The sequence below is a fragment of the Sphingobium sp. FW306-1B-F04DB genome (assembly GCF_058781925.1).
This window is the reverse complement of the sequence record NZ_JBYSXE010000002.1, coordinates 156,724-174,968: the sequence shown is the minus strand read 5'-3', so window position 1 is coordinate 174,968 and position 18,245 is coordinate 156,724. Positions and strand designations below refer to the sequence as shown.

16 protein-coding genes are annotated in these 18,245 nt (G+C 64.0%); 10 read left to right on the top strand and 6 right to left on the bottom strand.

Features of this window, described 5'->3' with window-relative positions; genetic code table 11:
- The first annotated feature begins 328 nt into the window (after positions 1-328).
- Positions 329-802 (top strand): Hsp20 family protein, encoded by a 474-nt coding sequence (locus tag AC3WJD_RS02880; protein WP_492744351.1) that lies wholly within the window; start codon positions 329-331, stop codon positions 800-802.
- A gap of 563 nt (positions 803-1,365) precedes the next feature.
- Here the strand turns inward: AC3WJD_RS02880 and AC3WJD_RS02875 are convergent.
- Entirely contained in the window at positions 1,366-2,958 is a 1,593-nt protein-coding gene (locus tag AC3WJD_RS02875; RefSeq protein ID WP_492744342.1) for an AMP-binding protein, read from the bottom strand.
- Between the two features lie 241 nt (positions 2,959-3,199).
- Between AC3WJD_RS02875 and AC3WJD_RS02870 the strand changes: the two genes are divergently transcribed.
- From AC3WJD_RS02870 to AC3WJD_RS02860, 3 genes are read left to right on the top strand one after another with little or no spacing between them, the layout of a single operon-like run.
- Positions 3,200-4,219 carry a VOC family protein gene (locus AC3WJD_RS02870; protein ID WP_492744340.1) on the top strand — a complete coding sequence of 340 codons (1,020 nt, stop codon included), beginning with the start codon at positions 3,200-3,202 and terminating at the stop codon, positions 4,217-4,219.
- Positions 4,216-5,055, top strand: a complete 840-nt coding sequence (locus AC3WJD_RS02865) for a fumarylacetoacetate hydrolase family protein (RefSeq protein ID WP_492744338.1) — start codon at positions 4,216-4,218, stop codon at positions 5,053-5,055. Before AC3WJD_RS02870 ends, AC3WJD_RS02865 begins: the two co-directional genes overlap by 4 nt.
- A 1-nt stretch (position 5,056) precedes the next feature.
- The gene (locus AC3WJD_RS02860) at positions 5,057-6,562 is read left to right on the top strand and encodes a bifunctional 3-(3-hydroxy-phenyl)propionate/3-hydroxycinnamic acid hydroxylase (protein ID WP_492744336.1); all 1,506 of its coding nucleotides are present in this window, start codon (positions 5,057-5,059) and stop codon (positions 6,560-6,562) included.
- A gap of 93 nt (positions 6,563-6,655) precedes the next feature.
- Here the strand turns inward: AC3WJD_RS02860 and AC3WJD_RS02855 are convergent, their stop codons facing one another.
- Positions 6,656-8,797, bottom strand: a complete 2,142-nt coding sequence (locus AC3WJD_RS02855; RefSeq protein WP_492744334.1) for a TonB-dependent receptor — start codon at positions 8,795-8,797, stop codon at positions 6,656-6,658.
- Between the two features lie 32 nt (positions 8,798-8,829).
- Between AC3WJD_RS02855 and AC3WJD_RS02850 the strand changes: the two genes are divergently transcribed.
- Entirely contained in the window at positions 8,830-9,717 is an 888-nt protein-coding gene (locus AC3WJD_RS02850) for a TetR/AcrR family transcriptional regulator (RefSeq protein ID WP_492744332.1), read from the top strand.
- A gap of 494 nt (positions 9,718-10,211) precedes the next feature.
- On the opposite strand, the gene AC3WJD_RS02845 is transcribed toward AC3WJD_RS02850, so the two are convergent.
- The 4 genes from AC3WJD_RS02845 to AC3WJD_RS02830 all read right to left on the bottom strand — a co-directional run bounded on the left by AC3WJD_RS02845 (position 10,212) and on the right by AC3WJD_RS02830 (position 15,042).
- Positions 10,212-10,766 (bottom strand): DUF4136 domain-containing protein, encoded by a 555-nt coding sequence (locus tag AC3WJD_RS02845; protein WP_492744331.1) that lies wholly within the window; start codon positions 10,764-10,766, stop codon positions 10,212-10,214.
- A gap of 91 nt (positions 10,767-10,857) precedes the next feature.
- Entirely contained in the window at positions 10,858-12,408 is a 1,551-nt protein-coding gene (locus AC3WJD_RS02840; protein ID WP_492744329.1) for a DHA2 family efflux MFS transporter permease subunit, read from the bottom strand.
- Positions 12,409-12,427: 19 nt separating this feature from the next.
- Entirely contained in the window at positions 12,428-13,588 is a 1,161-nt protein-coding gene (locus AC3WJD_RS02835; RefSeq protein ID WP_492744327.1) for an HlyD family secretion protein, read from the bottom strand.
- A gap of 23 nt (positions 13,589-13,611) precedes the next feature.
- A complete protein-coding gene (locus tag AC3WJD_RS02830; protein WP_492744326.1) occupies positions 13,612-15,042 on the bottom strand; it encodes an efflux transporter outer membrane subunit in 1,431 nt (476 codons plus the stop codon).
- A 79-nt stretch (positions 15,043-15,121) separates the two neighbouring features.
- Here AC3WJD_RS02830 and AC3WJD_RS02825 point away from each other — a divergent pair, with 79 nt between their 5' ends.
- The 5 genes from AC3WJD_RS02825 (at position 15,122) to AC3WJD_RS02805 (ending at position 18,217) form a co-directional block, all read left to right on the top strand.
- A complete protein-coding gene (locus AC3WJD_RS02825) occupies positions 15,122-15,787 on the top strand; it encodes a TetR/AcrR family transcriptional regulator (protein ID WP_492744324.1) in 666 nt (221 codons plus the stop codon).
- 317 nt (positions 15,788-16,104) lie between these two features.
- Positions 16,105-16,719, top strand: a complete 615-nt coding sequence (locus tag AC3WJD_RS02820) for a cell wall hydrolase (RefSeq protein ID WP_492744323.1) — start codon at positions 16,105-16,107, stop codon at positions 16,717-16,719.
- Between the two features lie 176 nt (positions 16,720-16,895).
- Positions 16,896-17,240 carry a hypothetical protein gene (locus AC3WJD_RS02815; protein WP_492744321.1) on the top strand — a complete coding sequence of 115 codons (345 nt, stop codon included), beginning with the start codon at positions 16,896-16,898 and terminating at the stop codon, positions 17,238-17,240.
- A gap of 114 nt (positions 17,241-17,354) precedes the next feature.
- Entirely contained in the window at positions 17,355-17,882 is a 528-nt protein-coding gene (locus AC3WJD_RS02810; protein WP_492744319.1) for a hypothetical protein, read from the top strand.
- Entirely contained in the window at positions 17,879-18,217 is a 339-nt protein-coding gene (locus AC3WJD_RS02805; RefSeq protein WP_492744317.1) for a MarR family transcriptional regulator, read from the top strand. The genes AC3WJD_RS02810 and AC3WJD_RS02805 overlap by 4 nt, the downstream gene beginning before the upstream one ends.
- The last annotated feature ends 28 nt before the right edge of the window (positions 18,218-18,245 follow it).

Here is an 18,245-nt window from a genome sequence, read left to right as displayed (position 1 = left end):
CCGACCCCGAAGACGACCATGCACCCGGCAAACGATCAACCAGAAAGGACTTGCGTTATAGCGCGCGATTAGACGACGATCAACCAGAAAGGACTTGCGTTATAGCGCGCGATTAGACGACATCATCTGAGATGAGGGCGTGAGCAGTCATCCGCAACGAATGCAGCAAGCCCATCATCGATCCGGCATTCGCGACCTCTTGACGCGCCGCCTCTGTTTCCTACCTCGTATTTGCCGGATGCCGATCCGGGGTCCGGCTGGGTCAAGAGAGCGCCGGCTCTCTCCGGCGCTTCTCATGCCCAAATTGCTTCACAAGGAGGATTTGGAAATGAGAACGGCTTTTGATTTTACGCCCTACAGGCGCTCAACGGTCGGTTTCGATCGCCTTTTCGATCTTCTCGAAAACAGCGCGCGTTCGGATGTGACGGAAGGTTATCCGCCATTCGATCTCGAACGCGATGGCGAGGATCGCTATCGGATCACGCTCGCGGTTGCGGGCTTTCGGCCTGAAGACATCGAGATCGTGGCGCAGCAGAACCTTTTGACGGTCACCGGCAAGAAGGCCGAGGAAAAGGATGACGGCCGCTATCTGCATCGCGGGATCGCGGCACGCCCCTTCGAACGGCGGTTCCAGCTGGCCGACTTCGTCCAGGTTCGCTCGGCAAGCTTCGATCATGGGCTTTTGACGCTCGTGCTCGAGCGCGAGGTGCCTGAGGCAATGAAGCCGCGGCGCATCGAAATCTCCGATGCCCCGGCGACCAGGCAGATCGAAGCGTCCGGAGATGAGCGCCACACCGCCTGAGCAGTGCGGCTGCACGAGGATTTGCCACATCAACCTATGCCGTGCCGGGGGCCAGGCGCCCCGGCATCGGCCTATCCTGTGCGAGGAGACCATGGGAGAGGATAATCTTGCCTATTACAATCGGCGACTGACCGAGGAAGTAAGCAGAGCTGCCACAGCGAAGTGTCCTGCCATCAGATCAGTTCACCTCAAATTCGCGCGCCTGTACCGCGAGCGCATCGCAAGGGAAGCGCAAGCCTTGCCTCATCAGATACCGCTCAGCGCCACCGAGCGAATGGCGGTCCATTGATCTGGCGAGGGGGCGGGGCCGTGTTCGGCCCCGCCCATTCTTGAAGGTGAATTTGTCAGTCCGACTTTGAACGGGGAAGCTGCCGAAATTGCGGAAGTCTGCAGGCTCGAACCGTATCTCCGAAATCTGCCATCTGTTTATGTTGGTTTGAAATGTCGGCTCGCACCGAAGCCCCGCTTGGGAGCCCCTCGCTTTGAGCGACTAGAGTGTGCAAGCACGCCCATGAGCATCGATAGCAACCCTGCGCGATCGTGGCGGGGAGAACGCGTAACGATCAGGCGTCTGCTGGGGCGGGCAGCGCTGTATCGCGTTCGGCAAGTAGCGCAGCGCGCAGTTCTGACTTGGCCACTTTCTCGAGCGTTGACCGTGGCAGCGTCTCGACGATCCGGACGAGCTTCGGCTGTTTGAAGCGCGCCAGCTTTGCGGCGCAGACCTCTGCGACCCGCTCCGCCAGATCCGCAGCAGCCCCCGCGTTCGGCAGGATGAATGCGACGGGCACTTCATCAAGCATGGGATCGGGCATGGCGACCACGGCGACTTCGGCAACGCCTGGAACTGTGGCGATCACCTGCTCGATTTCCGATGCCGCGACATTCTCGCCGCCAACCTTGAGCATGTCCTTCGATCGATCGGCGAAATAGAGGAACCCGTCCTCGCCAAGCCGGACACGGTCGCCGGTGATGAACAGCCCGTCGGGGCGAAACGCCGCCTCCGTCGCTTCGGGGTCGCCGGCATATTCGAGGAAGAGCGTTACTCCGCGCTGTCCGCGGACATAGAGATTTCCGACTTCGCCGGGGCCCACGGGATTGTCCGCATCGTCGAGGACATGGATTTCATAGCCGGGTGCCGGGCGGCCGAGAGACATCGGGGCATTGCGGCGATGCACCGGTCCCACTATTCCATGTGCAACGGTCTCGGTCATGCCCCACCATCCAATCGTCCTGACCCGGAAATGGTGGTCGGTTGGCGGATCGCAGACCGCATTGCCCCACAGTCTATAGCTGTGCTGCTTGGGCACCGGCTGGTCCATCAGTGCCTTGAGGCAGAAGGGGACGAGCGACGTCCAGGTCGCGCCATGCTTGATCGAGACGGGCCAGAAGCGCGACGCGGAGAAGCGCGGCATGAGCACGACGGTTGCCCCCACCCACAGCGACGCCAGTACCGAATAAACCTGGGCGTTCGTGTGGAACAACGGGAGGAACGTCAGGTGCACATCCTCCGCGCGTAAATCTTCATGCCGCGCGCACGCCATAGCACCCCAGAGCGCGTTGGCATGCGTCCAGAGCACCGCCTTGGGCCGCGCGGTCGTGCCCGATGTGTACTGGATGCCGAATGGCGCCCAGGGGTCGTGCGGCCGTTCAGGCAAGCTCTCCGGGGTCGCGTCGATTGTATCGAATGGGTGGAAGCCCATGCCGGGCGCGGCAGCTGGCTCGCCATTGTCGGTCTCGGTGACCAGGCGCCATCGTACTTTTGGCGTCGCGGCGAGGACGATATCGGCAAAACTTGGCTGCGTGACCGCCGCCACCGCGGCGCTATGGCGCGCAAAATAGGCAAGCTCGTCCTGCGTCGACCGGGCGTTGGTGGTGACGGGAACCGCCCCGGCATAAGCGCAGCCGAGCCACGCGATCAGGCCCTCGGGACAATTGTCGAGATGGATGAGCAGGCGGTCGCCCGCCTTGACGCCACGGGCGACGATCCCGGCGGCGAAACGGCGCACGCGGTCTGCAAACTCGGCATAGGTCCATTGCTGGCCTTCCCCCGTGAAGGGTTCCCAGATGAGGAACGGGTGCATGCCCCGGGCCAGAACGATCGAATCGAACAGGCTTCGGATATCCATCCCTTCGAAAGGGGTTATTGGCTTCGACATCTCACCGCTCTCCTAGATTGTGTCCGCTGGTGCCTCGGCCGGGCACCTGGCCCTCTACTCATCGCGACCGCATCGGCACGAGGCACGCCCGGAGCACCGCGGTCGGTCACGCCGCCTGAGCGACGAAACGAGGCTTCACACCTTCAACGCTCGATCGCACTGATTGACTATTAGTCCATTAAATCCTATTTGCTCGAAACGTCAAGTACGGTGGATGTCATATCGCCGGGAGAGGAGAGCAATGAGCCTGATTCGTATCGAGGACATCGCGCATGTGCATTTCGCCGCGCCCGATCTCGCCGAAATGCGCGCCTTCCTCGACGACTTCGGCCTTGCCAGCAGCGAAGTGGACGGGCGACTCTACGCTCGCGGCACAGACGGGCGGCCATTCGTCCATGTCACCGAGCAGGGCGCGCCCGCGTTTCTCGCGCTCGGCCTTCGGGCCCGCGATATTACCGATCTGGAGAGGCTTGCCGCAGCCGAAGGCGTGGCGGTCGAGGATCTTCGCGCGCCGGGCGGTGGCAAGGTTGTACGGCTGTTCGATCCGGACGGATTCCTCGTCGAAGTCGTCGCCGGGCAAACGCAGCTGGAGGCTCCGTCGCCATTGCCCGAACAGCCGCGGAACTCGGTGAGCGGGCGCCAGCGGATCCGCAAACTGGTTCGTCTCACCGCGGGCCCCGCGCATGTCCACCGGATCGGGCACTGCGTCCTCAACGTCTCTGATTTTCGCACGTCGGAAGCCTGGTACAAGGCGCGATTCGGATTCCTCACCTCGGACGAAATCGAAGCGGCGCCCGATGTCGCGCTCGGCGCGTTCATGCGCTGCGATCTCGGCGACCGCCCAGCGGATCACCACACGGTGTTCCTTGCCCAGCTGCCGCAGAAGCCGTGCTTCCTCCATGCCGCATTCGAGGTAGCCAATTTCGACGACCTCCTGCTTGGCCACCAGTTTCTCAAGGCCAGGAAGCGCACCGCTGCCTGGGGCGTCGGGCGCCACATCATGGGCAGCCAGATCTTCGATTACTGGAAGGACCCCTGGGGCCACGAGCTCGAGCACTGGACCGACGGCGACCTTCTGACCGCGGACGATCCGCCCAACAAGATGACGATGCAAGACCTGCTCGCCGTCCAATGGGGCACCCCCAATCCGATGTTCGAAGGCAAGATCGCGCCGAGCCCCGGCCTGGTCGCTTTCGTCGCGGCACTCAATCTGCGCATCCGCCGGCTGTTCCGGCGCAATCTGAAGGTAAAATCTGCATGAAACTTGCCACCTATCTTGCCGACGGCACGACCCGGACAGGGATCGTCGTCGACGAAACGCTCATCGACACTGGCCTCGACGGCACGATGATTGACCTGATCGCGCGCTGGGATGAGCTGAAGCCGGCGCTCGAGGCAAAGGCCGCTGCCGGCGGCGGCGTGCCGCTCGCCGAGGTCAAGCTCTGCGCACCCGTGCCTCGGCCTGGCAAGATCTTCGCGATCGGCCTCAACTATGCCGATCACGTCGCCGAATCGAAGATGGAAATCCCGCAGCGGCAGGTGTGGTTCACCAAGGCGCAGACGTCGGTCAACGGCCCGTTCGATCCGATCCTGATCGCCACCGGCACGGCGACCGCCGACTATGAAGTCGAAATGGTCGCAGTGATCGGCAAACGCGGCAAGCACATCCCGGCCGAGCGGGCACACGAGCACGTCTTCGGCTATTGCGTCGGCAACGACGTCACCGAGCGGATGTGGCAGCATGCCGGGCCGCAATGGACGCTCGGCAAGAGCTTCGACACCCACGCGCCGATGGGGCCGTGGCTGACGACGGCCGACGAAATCGCGGACCCGCACGCGCTCGACGTCCGCTGCTGGGTGAATGGCGAGCTGCGCCAGTCGTCGAACACGAAGCACCTCGTCTTCGACCTGTGGGAGCAGATCGAACATCTGAGCGTCGGCATGACGCTCGAGCCCGGCGACGTGATCTTCACGGGCACGCCGGGGGGCATCGGCGCTGCGATGGATCCGCGGCGTTTCCTTGCGCCGGGCGACATCGTGCGCTGCGAGATCGAACAGCTCGGCGCCATCGAAGGCGCCATGGCGGCAGAGGGCTGACATGATGAGCAATGTGTTGGAATGCGACGTCGTTATCGTCGGCGGGGGCCCCGTCGGCGTTACCTTGGCCGTGCTGCTGGCGCAGCGGGGCGTGTCGGTGATCGTTGCCGAGAAGGCTCCGGAAATCCATCCCCTTCCCCGCGCCGCACATATCGACCATGAAGGGATGCGCGTCCTGCAGGAGGCTGGTGTCGCGCAGCAGGCCATGCGCACCAGCCGCCGCGGCGACCGCTATGATTTCGTCAACGCGAAGGGAGAGGTACTGCTGACCTTCGAGAGCGGCGAGCGCTTTGCGCCTGCCGGCTGGCCGACCGGCAACATGATCCACCAGCCGTCGATCGAGGCCCATCTACGCGAAGCATTGGCGAAGCTCGACCCGAACACGCTCCGCTCGCAATGGGAAGCGACCGGCTTTCACAGTACCGAAACTGGGGTGGTTGTGGAGGTCGCCACGCCGGAAGGCAACCGGGAGGTGCATGCGCGCTATCTGGTCGGCGCCGATGGCGCGCGCAGCACCGTCCGCAAGACCTCTGAAATTGAGTTCGACGACCTTGGCTTTGAGGAGCAATGGCTGGTCGTGGACGCGATCGTCCATGACTTTGACCGGCTGCCCACGTTCATCATGCAGGTTTGCGATCCCGCCCGGCCGACGACCTGTTCGCTGATGGGCGAGGGCCGCCATCGCTGGGAGTTCATGATCAAGCCCGGCGAAACGGCGGAGGAACTATCGACGGACGAGTCCATCGCGCGCCTGCTTGAGCCGTGGAAGGTGGATGGCGCGGTCTCCCTCGAGCGCAAGGCGGTTTACATCTTTCGCGCCCGCATCGCGCGCGAATGGCGCAAGGGGTCCGTGCTGCTCATGGGCGATGCCGCCCACCAGACGCCGCCCTTCGCTGGCCAGGGACTGTGCTCGGGCTTGCGCGACGCCGCGAATCTCGCGTGGAAGCTCACCGCGATCGTGCGGGACGGCGCGCCCGATTCGGTGCTCGACAGCTACCAGCCCGAACGCGAACCTCATGTGCGCGCGACGATTGAGATGGCGATCATGATGGGGCACACCGTCTGCATCACCGATCCGGTGGCCGCCGCCGAACGTGACCGCCAGATGATTGCAGCGCGCGCAGCGGGCCAGTCGCCCGACGGCACCTTCAACTATCCGCCGATCGACCGCGGCTTCATCCTCGCCGGCGCCTCGGGCGCCGGGCAATATTTCCCGCAGCCCTGCGCAGGCGACAACGGCTCGCTCAAGCTCGATGATGTGCTCGGCGCGGGCGCGTGGCTGATCACCCGGACGCCAGCCGCGGCCGTCGACGGACTGGTCACGGTCACGCTCGACGATCCGCGCCTCGCCGCCTTCCGCGACGCGCTTGAGCGCGAGCTTGCCATGCATAAGGCGGAAGCCGTGCTCGTGCGCCCCGATCGTCACATCTTCGGCACCGGCGATGCCGGCGAGCTGTACAAGGCCTGGTCGGCGCTGTTGGCTCCTCGGGAGCGGGTCACGGCCTGAGAGCGAAAGTGCCTGGACCGGATATCCCGGTCCGGGCACTTTCGGTCGCGCGATACAACCGGAGGCAGGCTTGCCGCCCGCCCCCTGCTCCCCTCACATTTTCATGGAAACCTGGAGCGCGATCGTGCGGCTGCGCTCCGACATCACCGATTGCGTCCCCACGATCGGAGTGGGGAACGCGAAGGCGATGCCCTTTTTGTCGGTCAGGTTGCGCCCGATCAGCCGCACTTCCCAGCGCTCATTGCTGTCGGCGGCGGCAAGGCTGAGATTGAAGGTCGTGAACGGATTGCCGACCTCAGCCGCAGCCGGGTCCTGTTGGTAGGTGCGGCTCGAGCGATAGTCGATCGAACCGTCGGCGAGGAAATCGATCGCCCCCGTCACCGGCACGTTAAGCGAAAATCCGCCTGAACCGCTCCATTTGGGCGCAAGCGGGATACGTCCGTCGGTATTGCGGTCGCGCGCGTCGGCATAGGTGTTGTTGAGATAGACGCGCAGCGCGTCGACCGGGCGCCAGTTCGCCTGGAGCTCGACCCCGGTGCTGCGCAGATCGGTATTGAAGATGTTGAAGGTCACGCCGTTGAACGTAACTGTCTGGAAATTACTCACCCTGGTGTCGAACACCGACAGGTTGATCAGCCAGCGGCGTCCGCCATCCTGCGCCTTGATGCCGCCCTCGAGCGTCCGCGCGGTTTCACTGTCGTATCCGGACTGGTCGAGGAACGTCGCCGACGAGGCAAAGCCGCCGCTCTTGGTGCCCTTCCCGTACGAGACATAGGTGGTGATGTCGGGACTGATATCGTACTGGACGCCCGCCGAATAGTCGACCGGACCATCGGACCGCGACATGCGGAACGGCGCATAGGGCGGGAAGATCACGACGCTGTAGAGCCCCGGCACCAGTATTTCGCGCCCAAGGTCGACGGTCTTCTTCTCATGCGTGTAGCGCAATCCGCCAATCAGCCGCAGCGCATCGGTCGCGTGCACCGTCATTTGTCCGAACGCCGAGAAGGTTTCGGTCTTCTGCAGGAAATCGTTCCGGAAGCTCCCCGCGATGTTGACACCGGGGGCCGGGCCGAACGGATAGTTGGCAAAGAAGGTCGATGTGCTGTCGAGCTCGTTGTGAAGATAGAGCCCGCCCACGACATAATCGACCGTGCCGCCCGTGGGCGACACATAGCGCAGTTCCTGCGAGAACTGTTTCGAGCTTTCGTCGACTTTGCGCGTCGCCCATTCGCCCGGCAGGAAGTCCGTGTCGGACAGGTTGTCGTCGGTGTAGCGCGAGTAGCCCGTAACCGACGTCAGGGTGCCGCCGCCCAGATCGATGTTGACCGCGCCCGAGAAGCGGTCGACCTTGAGCCGCTCGTGCTGCTCGGTGCCGGGGCCGAACAGGCTGGTCGCGTTGATAACGTCGAGGCGGTCGTCGAGCGAGCCCGGTGCCCCCGCAAGCGCCGCGAGCTGCTCGGCGATCAGGTTGAGCGTGGCGAACTCCACCAAGCTGCCCCGCTGTTTCGAGACATTGTGCTGGGCCACCAGCGTGACGTCGACGCCGTCCAACGGCTCCCACGTCATGACCGCGCGGATGGCATCGTCGCGGTTGCGCGGCGCCTTGTTGCCCGCAACCGTGTCGCGCACCCAGCCGTTGTTGTCGAGCCGCTGGCCCGAGACGCGGACTGCGAGCCCCTCGGCAAGCGGGACGTCGATGCCGCCGGCGAGCAGGGTCGATCCGAATTCGAACTCATAGGAGCCACGCAGGTCGGCCGCGCGTTTGTCACCGGGCTTGCGCGTGATCACGTTGATCGCACCAAGGCTCGTGTTCTTGCCGAGCAGCGCTGCCTGCGTGCCCTTGATCACCTCGATGCGCTCGACGTCGAACACCGAGGAAGCGAACTCGCGCGAGCGGGGCGCGTAAATGCCGTCGACGAAAAGGCTGACCGAACTGTCGAACGAGGGCGCCCCCGGCGCCGAACCCAGGCCGCGCACGGTCACACCGATCTCGGCGCCGGCCGGCGCTTTGGCGAGATTGAGCCCGGGGGCGATCGCTTCGAGCTGGAGCAGCGAGGCCGTACCCGTAGCGGCAAGCGCCTTGTCGCTCACGACATCCATAGCGATGGGGATCTGCTGTACGGACTCGTCACGCTTGCGGGCCGTGACAATGATGTCCTGGGGGTCCAACTGTTGGTCGTCCGATTGCGCCGTGTCCTCTGCCCTTGCGGGCTCCGCACGGGCCGGAGCCATGATCCATGTGCTGGCACAAATGCCCGCAATAATTGCGTATTTTGCTTCCACTGCCTCTCCCTCCCATTGCTTTTTTCGGCCTGGGTTCCGGCCATCGGCTCGCGATGCTGCGCTCGCTTTTTTATTTGCCGATTAGTCCAATAAATATCCGAGAATGCGCCCTCGGGCAAGCTTGGGGCGGGGTTTGCGGATTTTTGATGGACTGCTATGCAAAGGACGGTGGCGACCAGCAGGGTCGGATCATGGGCATCTTCCGGGAGCGAACCATTCAAAGCGTGACCATCAAGGACAAGCGCTGGATCAAGACGCGCGAGCGTCTCGTGCGGGCGGGATTCGAGCTCCTCGGGCAGCAGGGCGCGGGTCCCTTCGGCGTCGAGGACATCGCGAGCCTCGCGGGCATCTCGAAACAGACCTTCTACAATCATTTCATGGACCGCGAGGCGTACCTAAAGGAGCTGCGCCGCCAATCGCGCCAGATCTTCGAGGAGATCGTCGCGCGCACCAACGCCGGCGTTGAAAATCCGGTCGATCGTCTATCGCAGGGGGTCGCAATTCACGCGCGGATGGCGATTATCGATCCCTTGCATGCCCGCTTCTTCTCGCAGTTTCATGTGGCCGCGCTCGACGAGGAAGCAGCGCTCAATGCCGATCTCGTTGCCGATCTGGAGGAAGGCCGGGAGAAGGGCCTGTTCCGGTTCACGACGATCGAGGCCGCGGTCAGCCTCACCGGCGCGGTCACACAGGCGCTTGTCGCGCGGTTGCTCGAACTCGAGCACGAGGCGATGGTGGTGCCCGTAACGCAGGAGATGCTGACGATGCTCCTGTCCGGGCTCGGTCTGCCGCACGAGGCGGCTGAACAAAAAGCGGTGCGGATGACGAATGTCATCTTCATGCTGAAAGCGGAGCAACTGGCTGCGTAGTGCGGCTTAGGTGACGCTAGATTGGGAAGCGTCGCATCGGCTGCCGGTGCAAGGCCTTCTCCAAACCCTAAACGCTCAACGACTTTGGCCCGCAGAAATAGCCGTCGGCATTTCTCGCGTCCTCCAGCGGTGCGTGCATGCATAGGCGCGGCTCGATGTCTCCCCGCTTTCTAAATTCCCCGGCTTGCGGCCAGCGGGGAGCCGGCCAGGGTGATCAGGAGAACGAGCTCGAGCACAACTGCGCTCAGCCCATCACCAGTGGCGACTTGCAGGACGGAGAACACACCCAACAGCACTGTCACGACGACCGAAAAAAGAAGGAATGCTCGCATTGTCGGCTCTCTCAAAATCCGTGGAATCGCCGGTGGCATGGCCGGCGAACCGCTAAGGTCAAATCAGAATCGATAGGCGATGTCCGTAAACGCGCGGTGCCGCCGTCGTCGCCATGTGCGCATTGACGTAATTCCAGTACCACGCGTTTGGGCAACGCGATCCTAGCGCAGCGGCAGAGACTTGGTCATCTCGCGCAGCAGCGCGGTCAGTTTCTTCTCCGACGCATCCTTGCCGGTGACGCGCTTCTTTGACGTGGCGCGCCACACCAGGCGCCCGGTCTGGCGCTCGACCAGATCGAGCACCAGGGTTCCTTGGGTATAGTGACGCGTGTCGAGGCTGTAGTTGCTGGGTGCCGCGCAGACCGGAAAGCTGCAGCCCGCTCGGTCAGAGGTCAATTTCCCCTCCGTCTCGGGCTGCATGACGATGGTATAGGCGACGACCAGGTCGGCATCGAGCGGATTGGCGATCTGCCGATAGCCCTTCGATGTCAGGGCGGACTCGGTGATTGTGCGCAGCCGGTCCGCCGTGATCTCATTGGCGATCGCGGGATCGGGCACGCCCAGTCCGATGGCGCGCATGGAGGCCCAGGCGAACGTCGAGCCCTGGGCAAGCGCGGGGGAGGATGACTGGACCACCTCCACCTTGGCTGCGGCGGGAACGCCGCCGGCGACGCCGGCCAAAGCCGCGGCCGCGGCAATCCATTTGAATAGAGTCATTTGCTTTTCCTTTATGTAACGAGGGAGGAGTGGACCGCCATCCGGCCCCTCGAAGCGCGTTTGACGGTGCTTCGAGGGCGGTGCCGGCAATTTAGTGAGCGCCGCTGGTGTCGATCGGGCCCTTGGGCTTAGGCACCAGCCAGATGAGGGTCGCGGCAATCCCTAGGCAGACGGCGATCACGCCGAACATGTTCAGTGTTGCCAGCATCACGCTTTGGCTTTCGACGAGCTGGGAGAGCATCGTCCTCGCCGATTCAGCCGGCACGCCTTGCGCCGTCATCGCATCGACCGCCTGCTGCCCATGGGGCATCGCATTGGCGATCTCCGTGTTGTTGGCGCGCGTCGCGTCCGACCAGCGGCTCTGGATCAGCGAGGTGGCGAAGGCGCCGGCCAGCGTCCGCATGAAGTTCGAGATGCCCGCCGCGTTCGCCTGCTCCTCGGGATCGACGCTCGCCATGGCAAGCCCGGTTACGGGGACGAAGAACATGACCATGAACACACCGGTGATGAGCGTCGGCCACGCCATCTGCAGGAACGTGACGTCGGTGCTGAACGTCCACATTCGCCACAGCATGATTCCAGCGAGGCCGATGATGCCGAGGAAGACGATCATGCGCGGATCGAATTTCTCGACCGCCTTGCCGACCAGCGGGGAGCAAACAACCGCGAGGATCCCCATGATGCCGGTGGCGTAGCCCGCCCAGGTCGCGGTGTAGCCCATGTTGGACTGCAGCCAGAGCGGCAGGATGACGATGCTGGCGAAGAAGGCGCCGAACGCGACGGAGTAGGTGGTCGCGGCCCCGACAAAGCCGCGGTGGCGGAAGATCCTGAGATTGACGATCGGATTCTTCTCCGTGAGTTCCCAGATCACGAAGGCGACGAAGCCGATTGCGGCGACGATGCCGTACATCCGGATGTGCGGGTCGGCAAACCAGTCGTGGTTGCGGCCCTCGTCGAGCATGATCTGCAGCGCGGCTACCCAGATGATGAGCAGGACGAGCCCGACCTTGTCGATGAACGCCTGCGCCTTCGGGTCCGCCTGGCCGCGCATCAGCCACCACAGGACAACCCCGCCGACACCGGCGATCGGCACCTTGATGAAGAAAATCCATTCCCAGCCATAATTGTCGCAGATGATGCCGCCGAGGATGGGGCCGGCGACGGGTCCGATCAGCGTGGTCATCGCCCAGATCACGGTCGCGAGAGTGGCTTTCTCCTTGGGGAAGATGCGCAGCAGCAACATCTGCGAGAGCGGCATGATCGGGCCGCCGAACAGCCCGAGCAGCACGCGCATGCCGAGCAGCATGCCGAGCGAACTCGACATGCCGCACAGTAGCGACCCGACGGCGAAGGCCAGATAGCAGACTATGAAGGTGCGCTGCGCGCCGAACTTCATCGCCAGCCAGCCGGTTAGCGGTACCGTAATGGCCTCAGCGACCGCGTAGGACGTAATCACCCATGTGCCCTGCGCCGACGAAATGCCGAGATCGCCGGCGATCGTGTTGATCGACACGTTGGCGATCGTGGTGTCGAGCACCACCAGGAAGTTGCCGAGACCGATCAGGAACGCCGCAGCGTAAAGTTTGATGCCGGTCAGCGGGGCGGCGTCTTTGGCCGCCGCAAAAGCCTTCGTAATGGACATAACGCCTGCCCCTTGCTGATCAGTTGGAGACGTCCACGTCGACTTCCATCGACAGACCGACGCGGAGCGGGTGCTGCTTGAGCTCCCTGGGATCGAGCGTGACCCGCACCGGCAGGCGCTGGACAACCTTGATCCAGTTGCCCGTGGCATTCTGCGCCGGCACCAGCGCGAAGGCAGCGCCGGTGCCACCGGAGAAGCCGGCGACCTTGCCGTGGAAGACGACGTCTTCGCCATAGAGGTCGGAGGTCAGCTCGACCTTCTGTCCGGGGCGGACGTGCGCGAGCTCGACTTCCTTGAAATTGGCGTCGACATAGGCCGCCTGGACCGGCACGACGACCATCAGCATCGCGCCCGGCTGAACCCGCTGGCCGACCTGAACCTGGCGCCGTGAGACAACGCCGTCCATCGGCGCGCGAATGACGGTGCGCTCGAGATCAACACGCGCCTGTGCGAGCGCGGCGCGGGCGGCAAGCACTTCGGGATTGTTGTCGACGGTGGTGTTGGCGATCAGCGCACGGTTTGCGTCGCGGTCGCCGACAGCGGCGTTGCGCGCCGCGGCGGCCTGGGCGCGTCCAGCCTGGGCGGCGCGAAGGCCGGCCGCGGCATTGTTGAACGCGTTGCGGACCGCGGTCACCTCGTCGGCGGACACAGCGCCCGACTCAACCAGCGCCTGGCGGCGCTCGAGATCGATCCGCGCCTTGTCGAAGCTTGCCTTGGCGGCCGCCACCTCGGCTCCGGCGCGCGCTTCATCGGCGGCGCGGGCGCTGATCTGCGCGCCGAGCCCGCCGTCGGTCGCGACCAGGCCCTGGACCTTGCGGGTGGCCCTTGCGAGATCGGCCTCGGCGCGCGCGACCGCGATCGCCGCGTCGGTATTGTCGAGCCGCACAAGCACGTCGCCGCGGCGCACCTGCTGCGAGTCCTGGACGAGCACTGCGCTCACCGGGGCACCAAGCTGCGAAGTGACCTGCGCGACATCGGCGCCCACATAGGCGTTGTCGGTGACGGCATGCTTCGAGGCGACCAAAGCATCATAGGCATAACCGCCAGCCCCGATGAGCGCGATGCCGCCAGCAAGCGCGCCGAACAGCCGCTTGCGCTTGGCTTTCATGTTGGTGTCCGCAACAGCATTGATGGTAACTTCTTCGGTGGCACTCAGGGTGCCGGGATCTCTATCAGCCATTTCTAATCTCCTTGTTGAGGTGGTCACGCAGCCGAGAAGCCGCCGCCAAGGGCGCGGATCAGCTGGACGTCGAGTGTGAAGGCGCGGGTTTCGAGCTCGGCGACCTTGAGGCGCGCGCCGACGACGCTTTCCTGCGCCGTGAGCACGTCGAGATAGGTCGACAGGCCCTGCTTGTAACGCAGTTGCGCGAGGCGGAGCGCGTCCTCATAGTCGGCGAGCGCATCGCGCGATTCTGCCAGTCGCTTGCCGAGCATCTTCTGGCTCGTCGCGGCGTCGGCGGTCTCGCGCAGCGCCTGGATGACCTGGCGGTCGTAGAGCGCAACCACCTCGTCATACTCGCCGCGGCGACCGCGATATTCGCCCTGGAGCGCGCCGCCGTGGAAGATGGGCAAGCTTACCGCGGGCCCAACGCTCCCAAACGACGAGCCACTGGAAAACAGATTACCGAGGCCGAAGGCCTGCATCCCGATCAGCGCCTGGAGGCTGACGTCCGGATAGAAGGCGGCGCGCGCTACCTTGATCCGCTGCGCTGCGGCCTCAACCCGTGCACGGGCGGCGGCAACGTCCGGACGACGGCCGACAAGGTCAATCGACGCGGTGCCAGGAATGCCCCGCATCTGCAGCGAGGCGATGTCCGGGCGCTCAATGGTGAGCGCGCGGTCGGGACCGGCGCCCACCAGGGCGGCGAGCGCGTTCTTGGCGAGCGCAATGGCCTCGTCGGTGGCGGCCAGATCGGCCCGTGTCTGGGGGATGCGCGCTTCGGCCAACCGCAGCGCGCTGTCGTTGTCGAGGCCGGAAGCCACGCGCTGCTTGACGAGCGTCAGCGACTGCGTGCGGATGTCGAGCGCGGATTCGAGGCTGTCGCGCTGGGCGTAAAGCGACGCCAGCTCGGCGTAAGTCGACGCGATCCCCGTCGTGAGGGCAAGCCGCGCTTCGTCGAGCTCGAGCTCGGCGGCCGTTGCGTCGAGACGCGCAGCGCGCATCGCCGCGCGGTTCTTGCCCCACAGATCGAGGTTCAGGTTCAGGCTGAGCCCGACACTGCCACTGTCGTTCCAGCCGTCCGGGATCGCCGCAGCCGGCATGCTTCCGTTCTGGCTGGAATTGGATACGTCCGCCGAGGCGAAGGCGTCGATGGTGGGCTTGAGCGCCGCGCCGGCCGCCTGGGCATAGCCTTGCGCAGCCCGCATGCGAGCCGCCGCGGCGGCAAGGTCGGGCGAGCCGGCCAGCGCCTCATCGATGAGACGCGTCAGCTGCGGATCGCCATAGCCCTGCCACCAGCCGTCGCCGGGCCATTCGGCATGGGATCCGGCTAGCGACACTGACGACTGATAGTCGCTCGCGGCGTGCGGCACCGGCTTCGTCCCGAGATCGGGAATGGAGGCACAGGCGCTAGTCAGCAGTGCGGCTGTCAGCAGCACCGCGCAGCGCGACCGCGCAGTTCGATTCGATTTCATCTTCAAACCCTGTATCGGTTAAACGGTACCGTACGGTCTAGTCCACGGTATCGGGCTTGTCAATGCAAAAATAGACCGTATGGTACCGTTTAGTTTTGAGGGATTTGTGGCGATGGTGCGGACGAGATCAGATGAGAAGCGGCGCGAGATTATCCGAGTCGCGGCCGGGACATTCCAGGAGTTGGGCTACGAGCGGACGTCCATGCTCACGATCGCGGAGCGCATGCGCGGTTCAAAGCAGACTCTCTACAACTATTTTCCATCGAAAGAGGACCTGCTGCGCGCGGTGCTCGACTTCGACGTGGGCGATATCGCCGACCAGGCGATGGAAGAGTTCCTCGGCGAAAGGAGCCTGCGCAAAGGGCTGACACGCCTCGGGGAAATCTATCTGGCGCGCCAGCTCGGCCCGCTGGCGATCTCGAACATGCGCATTGTCGCAACCCAGCCGGCAGAGTCCGGCATCGGCGAGGAGTTCTATGAGAACGTCCTTTGCGTGGCGTGGAAGCGGGTCGCCGACGCCTTCAAGGCGCTCATGGCTGAAGGCAAGCTCCGGCGCGCCGATCCCTGGCTGGCCGCCATGCACTTTAAGGGCCTCGTGCTGCAGGATCTGCTCGAAAGGCAGCTTCTGAACGCGGCCAAGCACCCGGATCCCAAGGAAGTGGAAGCAGTCGTGAAACACGCGGTCGACGCCTTTCTCAGGATCTACGGCAATGAGGAGCCGAAGCCGAGAAAGGCGCGAGGCTAGCGCACTTCACGTTCCGCGCGCGCGAGGGCGCACGGGATTCATCCTGATTAGGCGACACGGCTGAATTGCCGCGTCTGAATTCCAATGCTGTCCGTCGCGACTCGCAGCGAGTCGACGGTACCCCTTCGCGCGAATCGGCAGCGCCTTGGGCCCTATCTGCCGCTATCGTCAAAGCAGAATATCGCTGCGAAGCAGCACCGTACGCCTTGGTCCATTTTTCAAATTGACACCTAATCAATAATAGACTAGACCGTACGGTACCTAATTCTCATGACAGGCTTCGGCATCCCGCGCGGCGGCTCTGACGCAGAGCCGCCTTGAACGTCGCGAACGAAACTTCGAAGTCAAATATGAAGCACAGAGTATGTGCCCGCGACATCGCCGCGGCCTCGCTTGCGTTTGCAGCGACTAGCGCTTCGGCCGCTCCTCCGGTGGCGGCCTGCGCCAATTTATTGCCCGTTGTTGCATCGCCGAGCGAAGCAAAGCCGACCTCTGGTAATCCGGTCGACCAGCCGCTTGAGGAGCTGGTTCGAGATCATGCGGCCGCGGTTGGTACGGACCAGGAGCTGGGGTGCCTCGCCGGCGCTGTCTATTTCGAGGCGCGCGGGGAACCGCTCGAAGGCCAACTGGCCGTAGCCGAGGTGGTGCTGAACCGTGCCGCGTCGGGCGAGTATCCGGCCTCGATCTGCGCGGTTGTGACGCAGCCTGCGCAATTCTCATTCGTCCGCAACGGCCTCTTCCCGCCGATCGACGAGAGCAGTGTCGCCTGGCGGACGGCTGTGGCGGTGGCTCACATCGCAGACGAGAAGCTGGCGAACAAGCTGGCGCCCGACGTGCTCTGGTATCATGCCGATTACGTGGCGCCCGCCTGGGGCGGCCGCCTCGCTCGCGTGAGTCAGATTGGGGCGCACATCTTTTACCGTCGCGGCTAGCCAGGTCGAATCGAGCGCGATTCGCTCGATAGGCGTCGATCCTGGTCCGGCGACCACGCTTGATCCACTCTAAACCTCTGCAAAGGCAGGACCGTACGGTACGGTCCATTTTTATGTTGACACATAATCCAAAAATGGACTAGGCCGTACGGTACAAGTTGAGAAAAGGACATCCGATGAACGCCGTTTCCACCATCGAACCACAGCGCCAGGGCAAAATGAGCTGGCAGGTTATCGACATGGCGCGCGACGACGGACCGCGCAGCCTCAATACTGACGGCATCGTCGCACGTATCGCCTGCAGCCTGTTCGGAATAGCCGTTCCCCGCCGGTTGGCGAACGATGGGCTGGAGGCGCCGCGGCGGTTCTCGGTTCGCGCCTGGTTCTGGGACTTCGTTCCCGCCACGGAAGTGCAGGATTTCCTCGATGCCGGATACACCGTGACCGACGCCAAGCGGATCCTCGCCTACGTCGCCCATCACCGCGGCTTCACTCCGTCGCTCCCGGTAAGCACGGCCTAAGGTTTACCGGCCTGGAAGATGTCCTCCCCTTCCTTCCAGCGCCGGATCGCTCTGCCCGCGCCGTTGCCCCTTACGGGCGCGGGCAGAGCCCCAAGACCACAAGGATTTGTGACGATGGTTAGGTCAGCAACAGAACAGGTTCCTCGCCGATCCCGGCTGCATTCGGACTCTGCGCATCGATCGATCCTCGCGATCTGCGGGTCGCTGATCGCGCTGCTGGGAGTCCTGCTGACGGGCGTTAGCGCCTTTTCATCTCTGGGCAGCGGTTCATTGCTCCTATTCGCCGGCTGCGGGCTGATCCTATCCGGGACTTTGCTGGCGAAGCGGCATGTGGCCGGAGCCTGGACCTACATGGCCGTTTTCGCGGGCACGCTGGCTTGGTCGCTTCAAGACGCCGGACTTGGTGGTTCATCGGTCCCATATCGGATTCTCGGGCCAATCATCATGCTTGTCATGCTGGCGCTGCTGATGCCGGCGCTTCGAGGCTGGTTTCGCGCACGCACCGTGAGCGGGCTCGCTGTCCTGATCATCGCGACGGTCCTTGTCGGGGGCTTGTCCGACGGCAGCGACGATCCGGCCGCAGACCCGGCCTTGGCTGTTTCCCAGTTCCATGACGCTCAGACGAAGGGAGTCTTGCAATGAGCAACGAACTGCAGCGCAACCTCCAAATCGGAGGACAGGCGCCAACCGCAATCCTGCCGCCCGCCATGATCGAGGAGTCCGCCTGGGACATTCTCCTGGCTCTTCATTCGGACCGCTGGTGCGACCTGAGCCTCGCCAAGCTCGCCTCGCTGATCAGCGTGACGCCATCGGCATTGACCCGCTGGCTCGCCGCCTTCGAGGACCGGCAATTCATCGCCGGCGCCCGGCACAGTTTCACTGGCGAGCTTCGGGCTGTTTTGACCCCGCCAACACGGCAGCTGCTCGACAGATATCTGTCGGCCTCGAGCGATCTGCAGGTTGGAACTCCCCACTAAATCTTTTGACAATAATCGCGGAGATGAA

What these genes read in the sequence shown, in the direction of transcription:
- AC3WJD_RS02880 (WP_492744351.1), top strand. Translation starts at nt 329, where the DNA reads ATGAGAACGGCTTTTGATTTTACGCCCTACAGGCGCTCAACGGTCGGT.
- AC3WJD_RS02875 (WP_492744342.1), bottom strand. Translation starts at nt 2,958, where the DNA reads ATGTCGAAGCCAATAACCCCTTTCGAAGGGATGGATATCCGAAGCCTG.
- AC3WJD_RS02810 (WP_492744319.1), top strand. Translation starts at nt 17,355, where the DNA reads ATGGTTAGGTCAGCAACAGAACAGGTTCCTCGCCGATCCCGGCTGCAT.
- AC3WJD_RS02865 (WP_492744338.1), top strand. Translation starts at nt 4,216, where the DNA reads ATGAAACTTGCCACCTATCTTGCCGACGGCACGACCCGGACAGGGATC.
- AC3WJD_RS02870 (WP_492744340.1), top strand. Translation starts at nt 3,200, where the DNA reads ATGAGCCTGATTCGTATCGAGGACATCGCGCATGTGCATTTCGCCGCG.
- AC3WJD_RS02815 (WP_492744321.1), top strand. Translation starts at nt 16,896, where the DNA reads ATGAACGCCGTTTCCACCATCGAACCACAGCGCCAGGGCAAAATGAGC.
- AC3WJD_RS02855 (WP_492744334.1), bottom strand. Translation starts at nt 8,797, where the DNA reads ATGGCTCCGGCCCGTGCGGAGCCCGCAAGGGCAGAGGACACGGCGCAA.
- AC3WJD_RS02805 (WP_492744317.1), top strand. Translation starts at nt 17,879, where the DNA reads ATGAGCAACGAACTGCAGCGCAACCTCCAAATCGGAGGACAGGCGCCA.
- AC3WJD_RS02860 (WP_492744336.1), top strand. Translation starts at nt 5,057, where the DNA reads ATGATGAGCAATGTGTTGGAATGCGACGTCGTTATCGTCGGCGGGGGC.
- AC3WJD_RS02830 (WP_492744326.1), bottom strand. Translation starts at nt 15,042, where the DNA reads ATGAAATCGAATCGAACTGCGCGGTCGCGCTGCGCGGTGCTGCTGACA.
- AC3WJD_RS02840 (WP_492744329.1), bottom strand. Translation starts at nt 12,408, where the DNA reads ATGTCCATTACGAAGGCTTTTGCGGCGGCCAAAGACGCCGCCCCGCTG.
- AC3WJD_RS02835 (WP_492744327.1), bottom strand. Translation starts at nt 13,588, where the DNA reads ATGGCTGATAGAGATCCCGGCACCCTGAGTGCCACCGAAGAAGTTACC.
- AC3WJD_RS02825 (WP_492744324.1), top strand. Translation starts at nt 15,122, where the DNA reads ATGGTACCGTTTAGTTTTGAGGGATTTGTGGCGATGGTGCGGACGAGA.
- AC3WJD_RS02845 (WP_492744331.1), bottom strand. Translation starts at nt 10,766, where the DNA reads ATGACTCTATTCAAATGGATTGCCGCGGCCGCGGCTTTGGCCGGCGTC.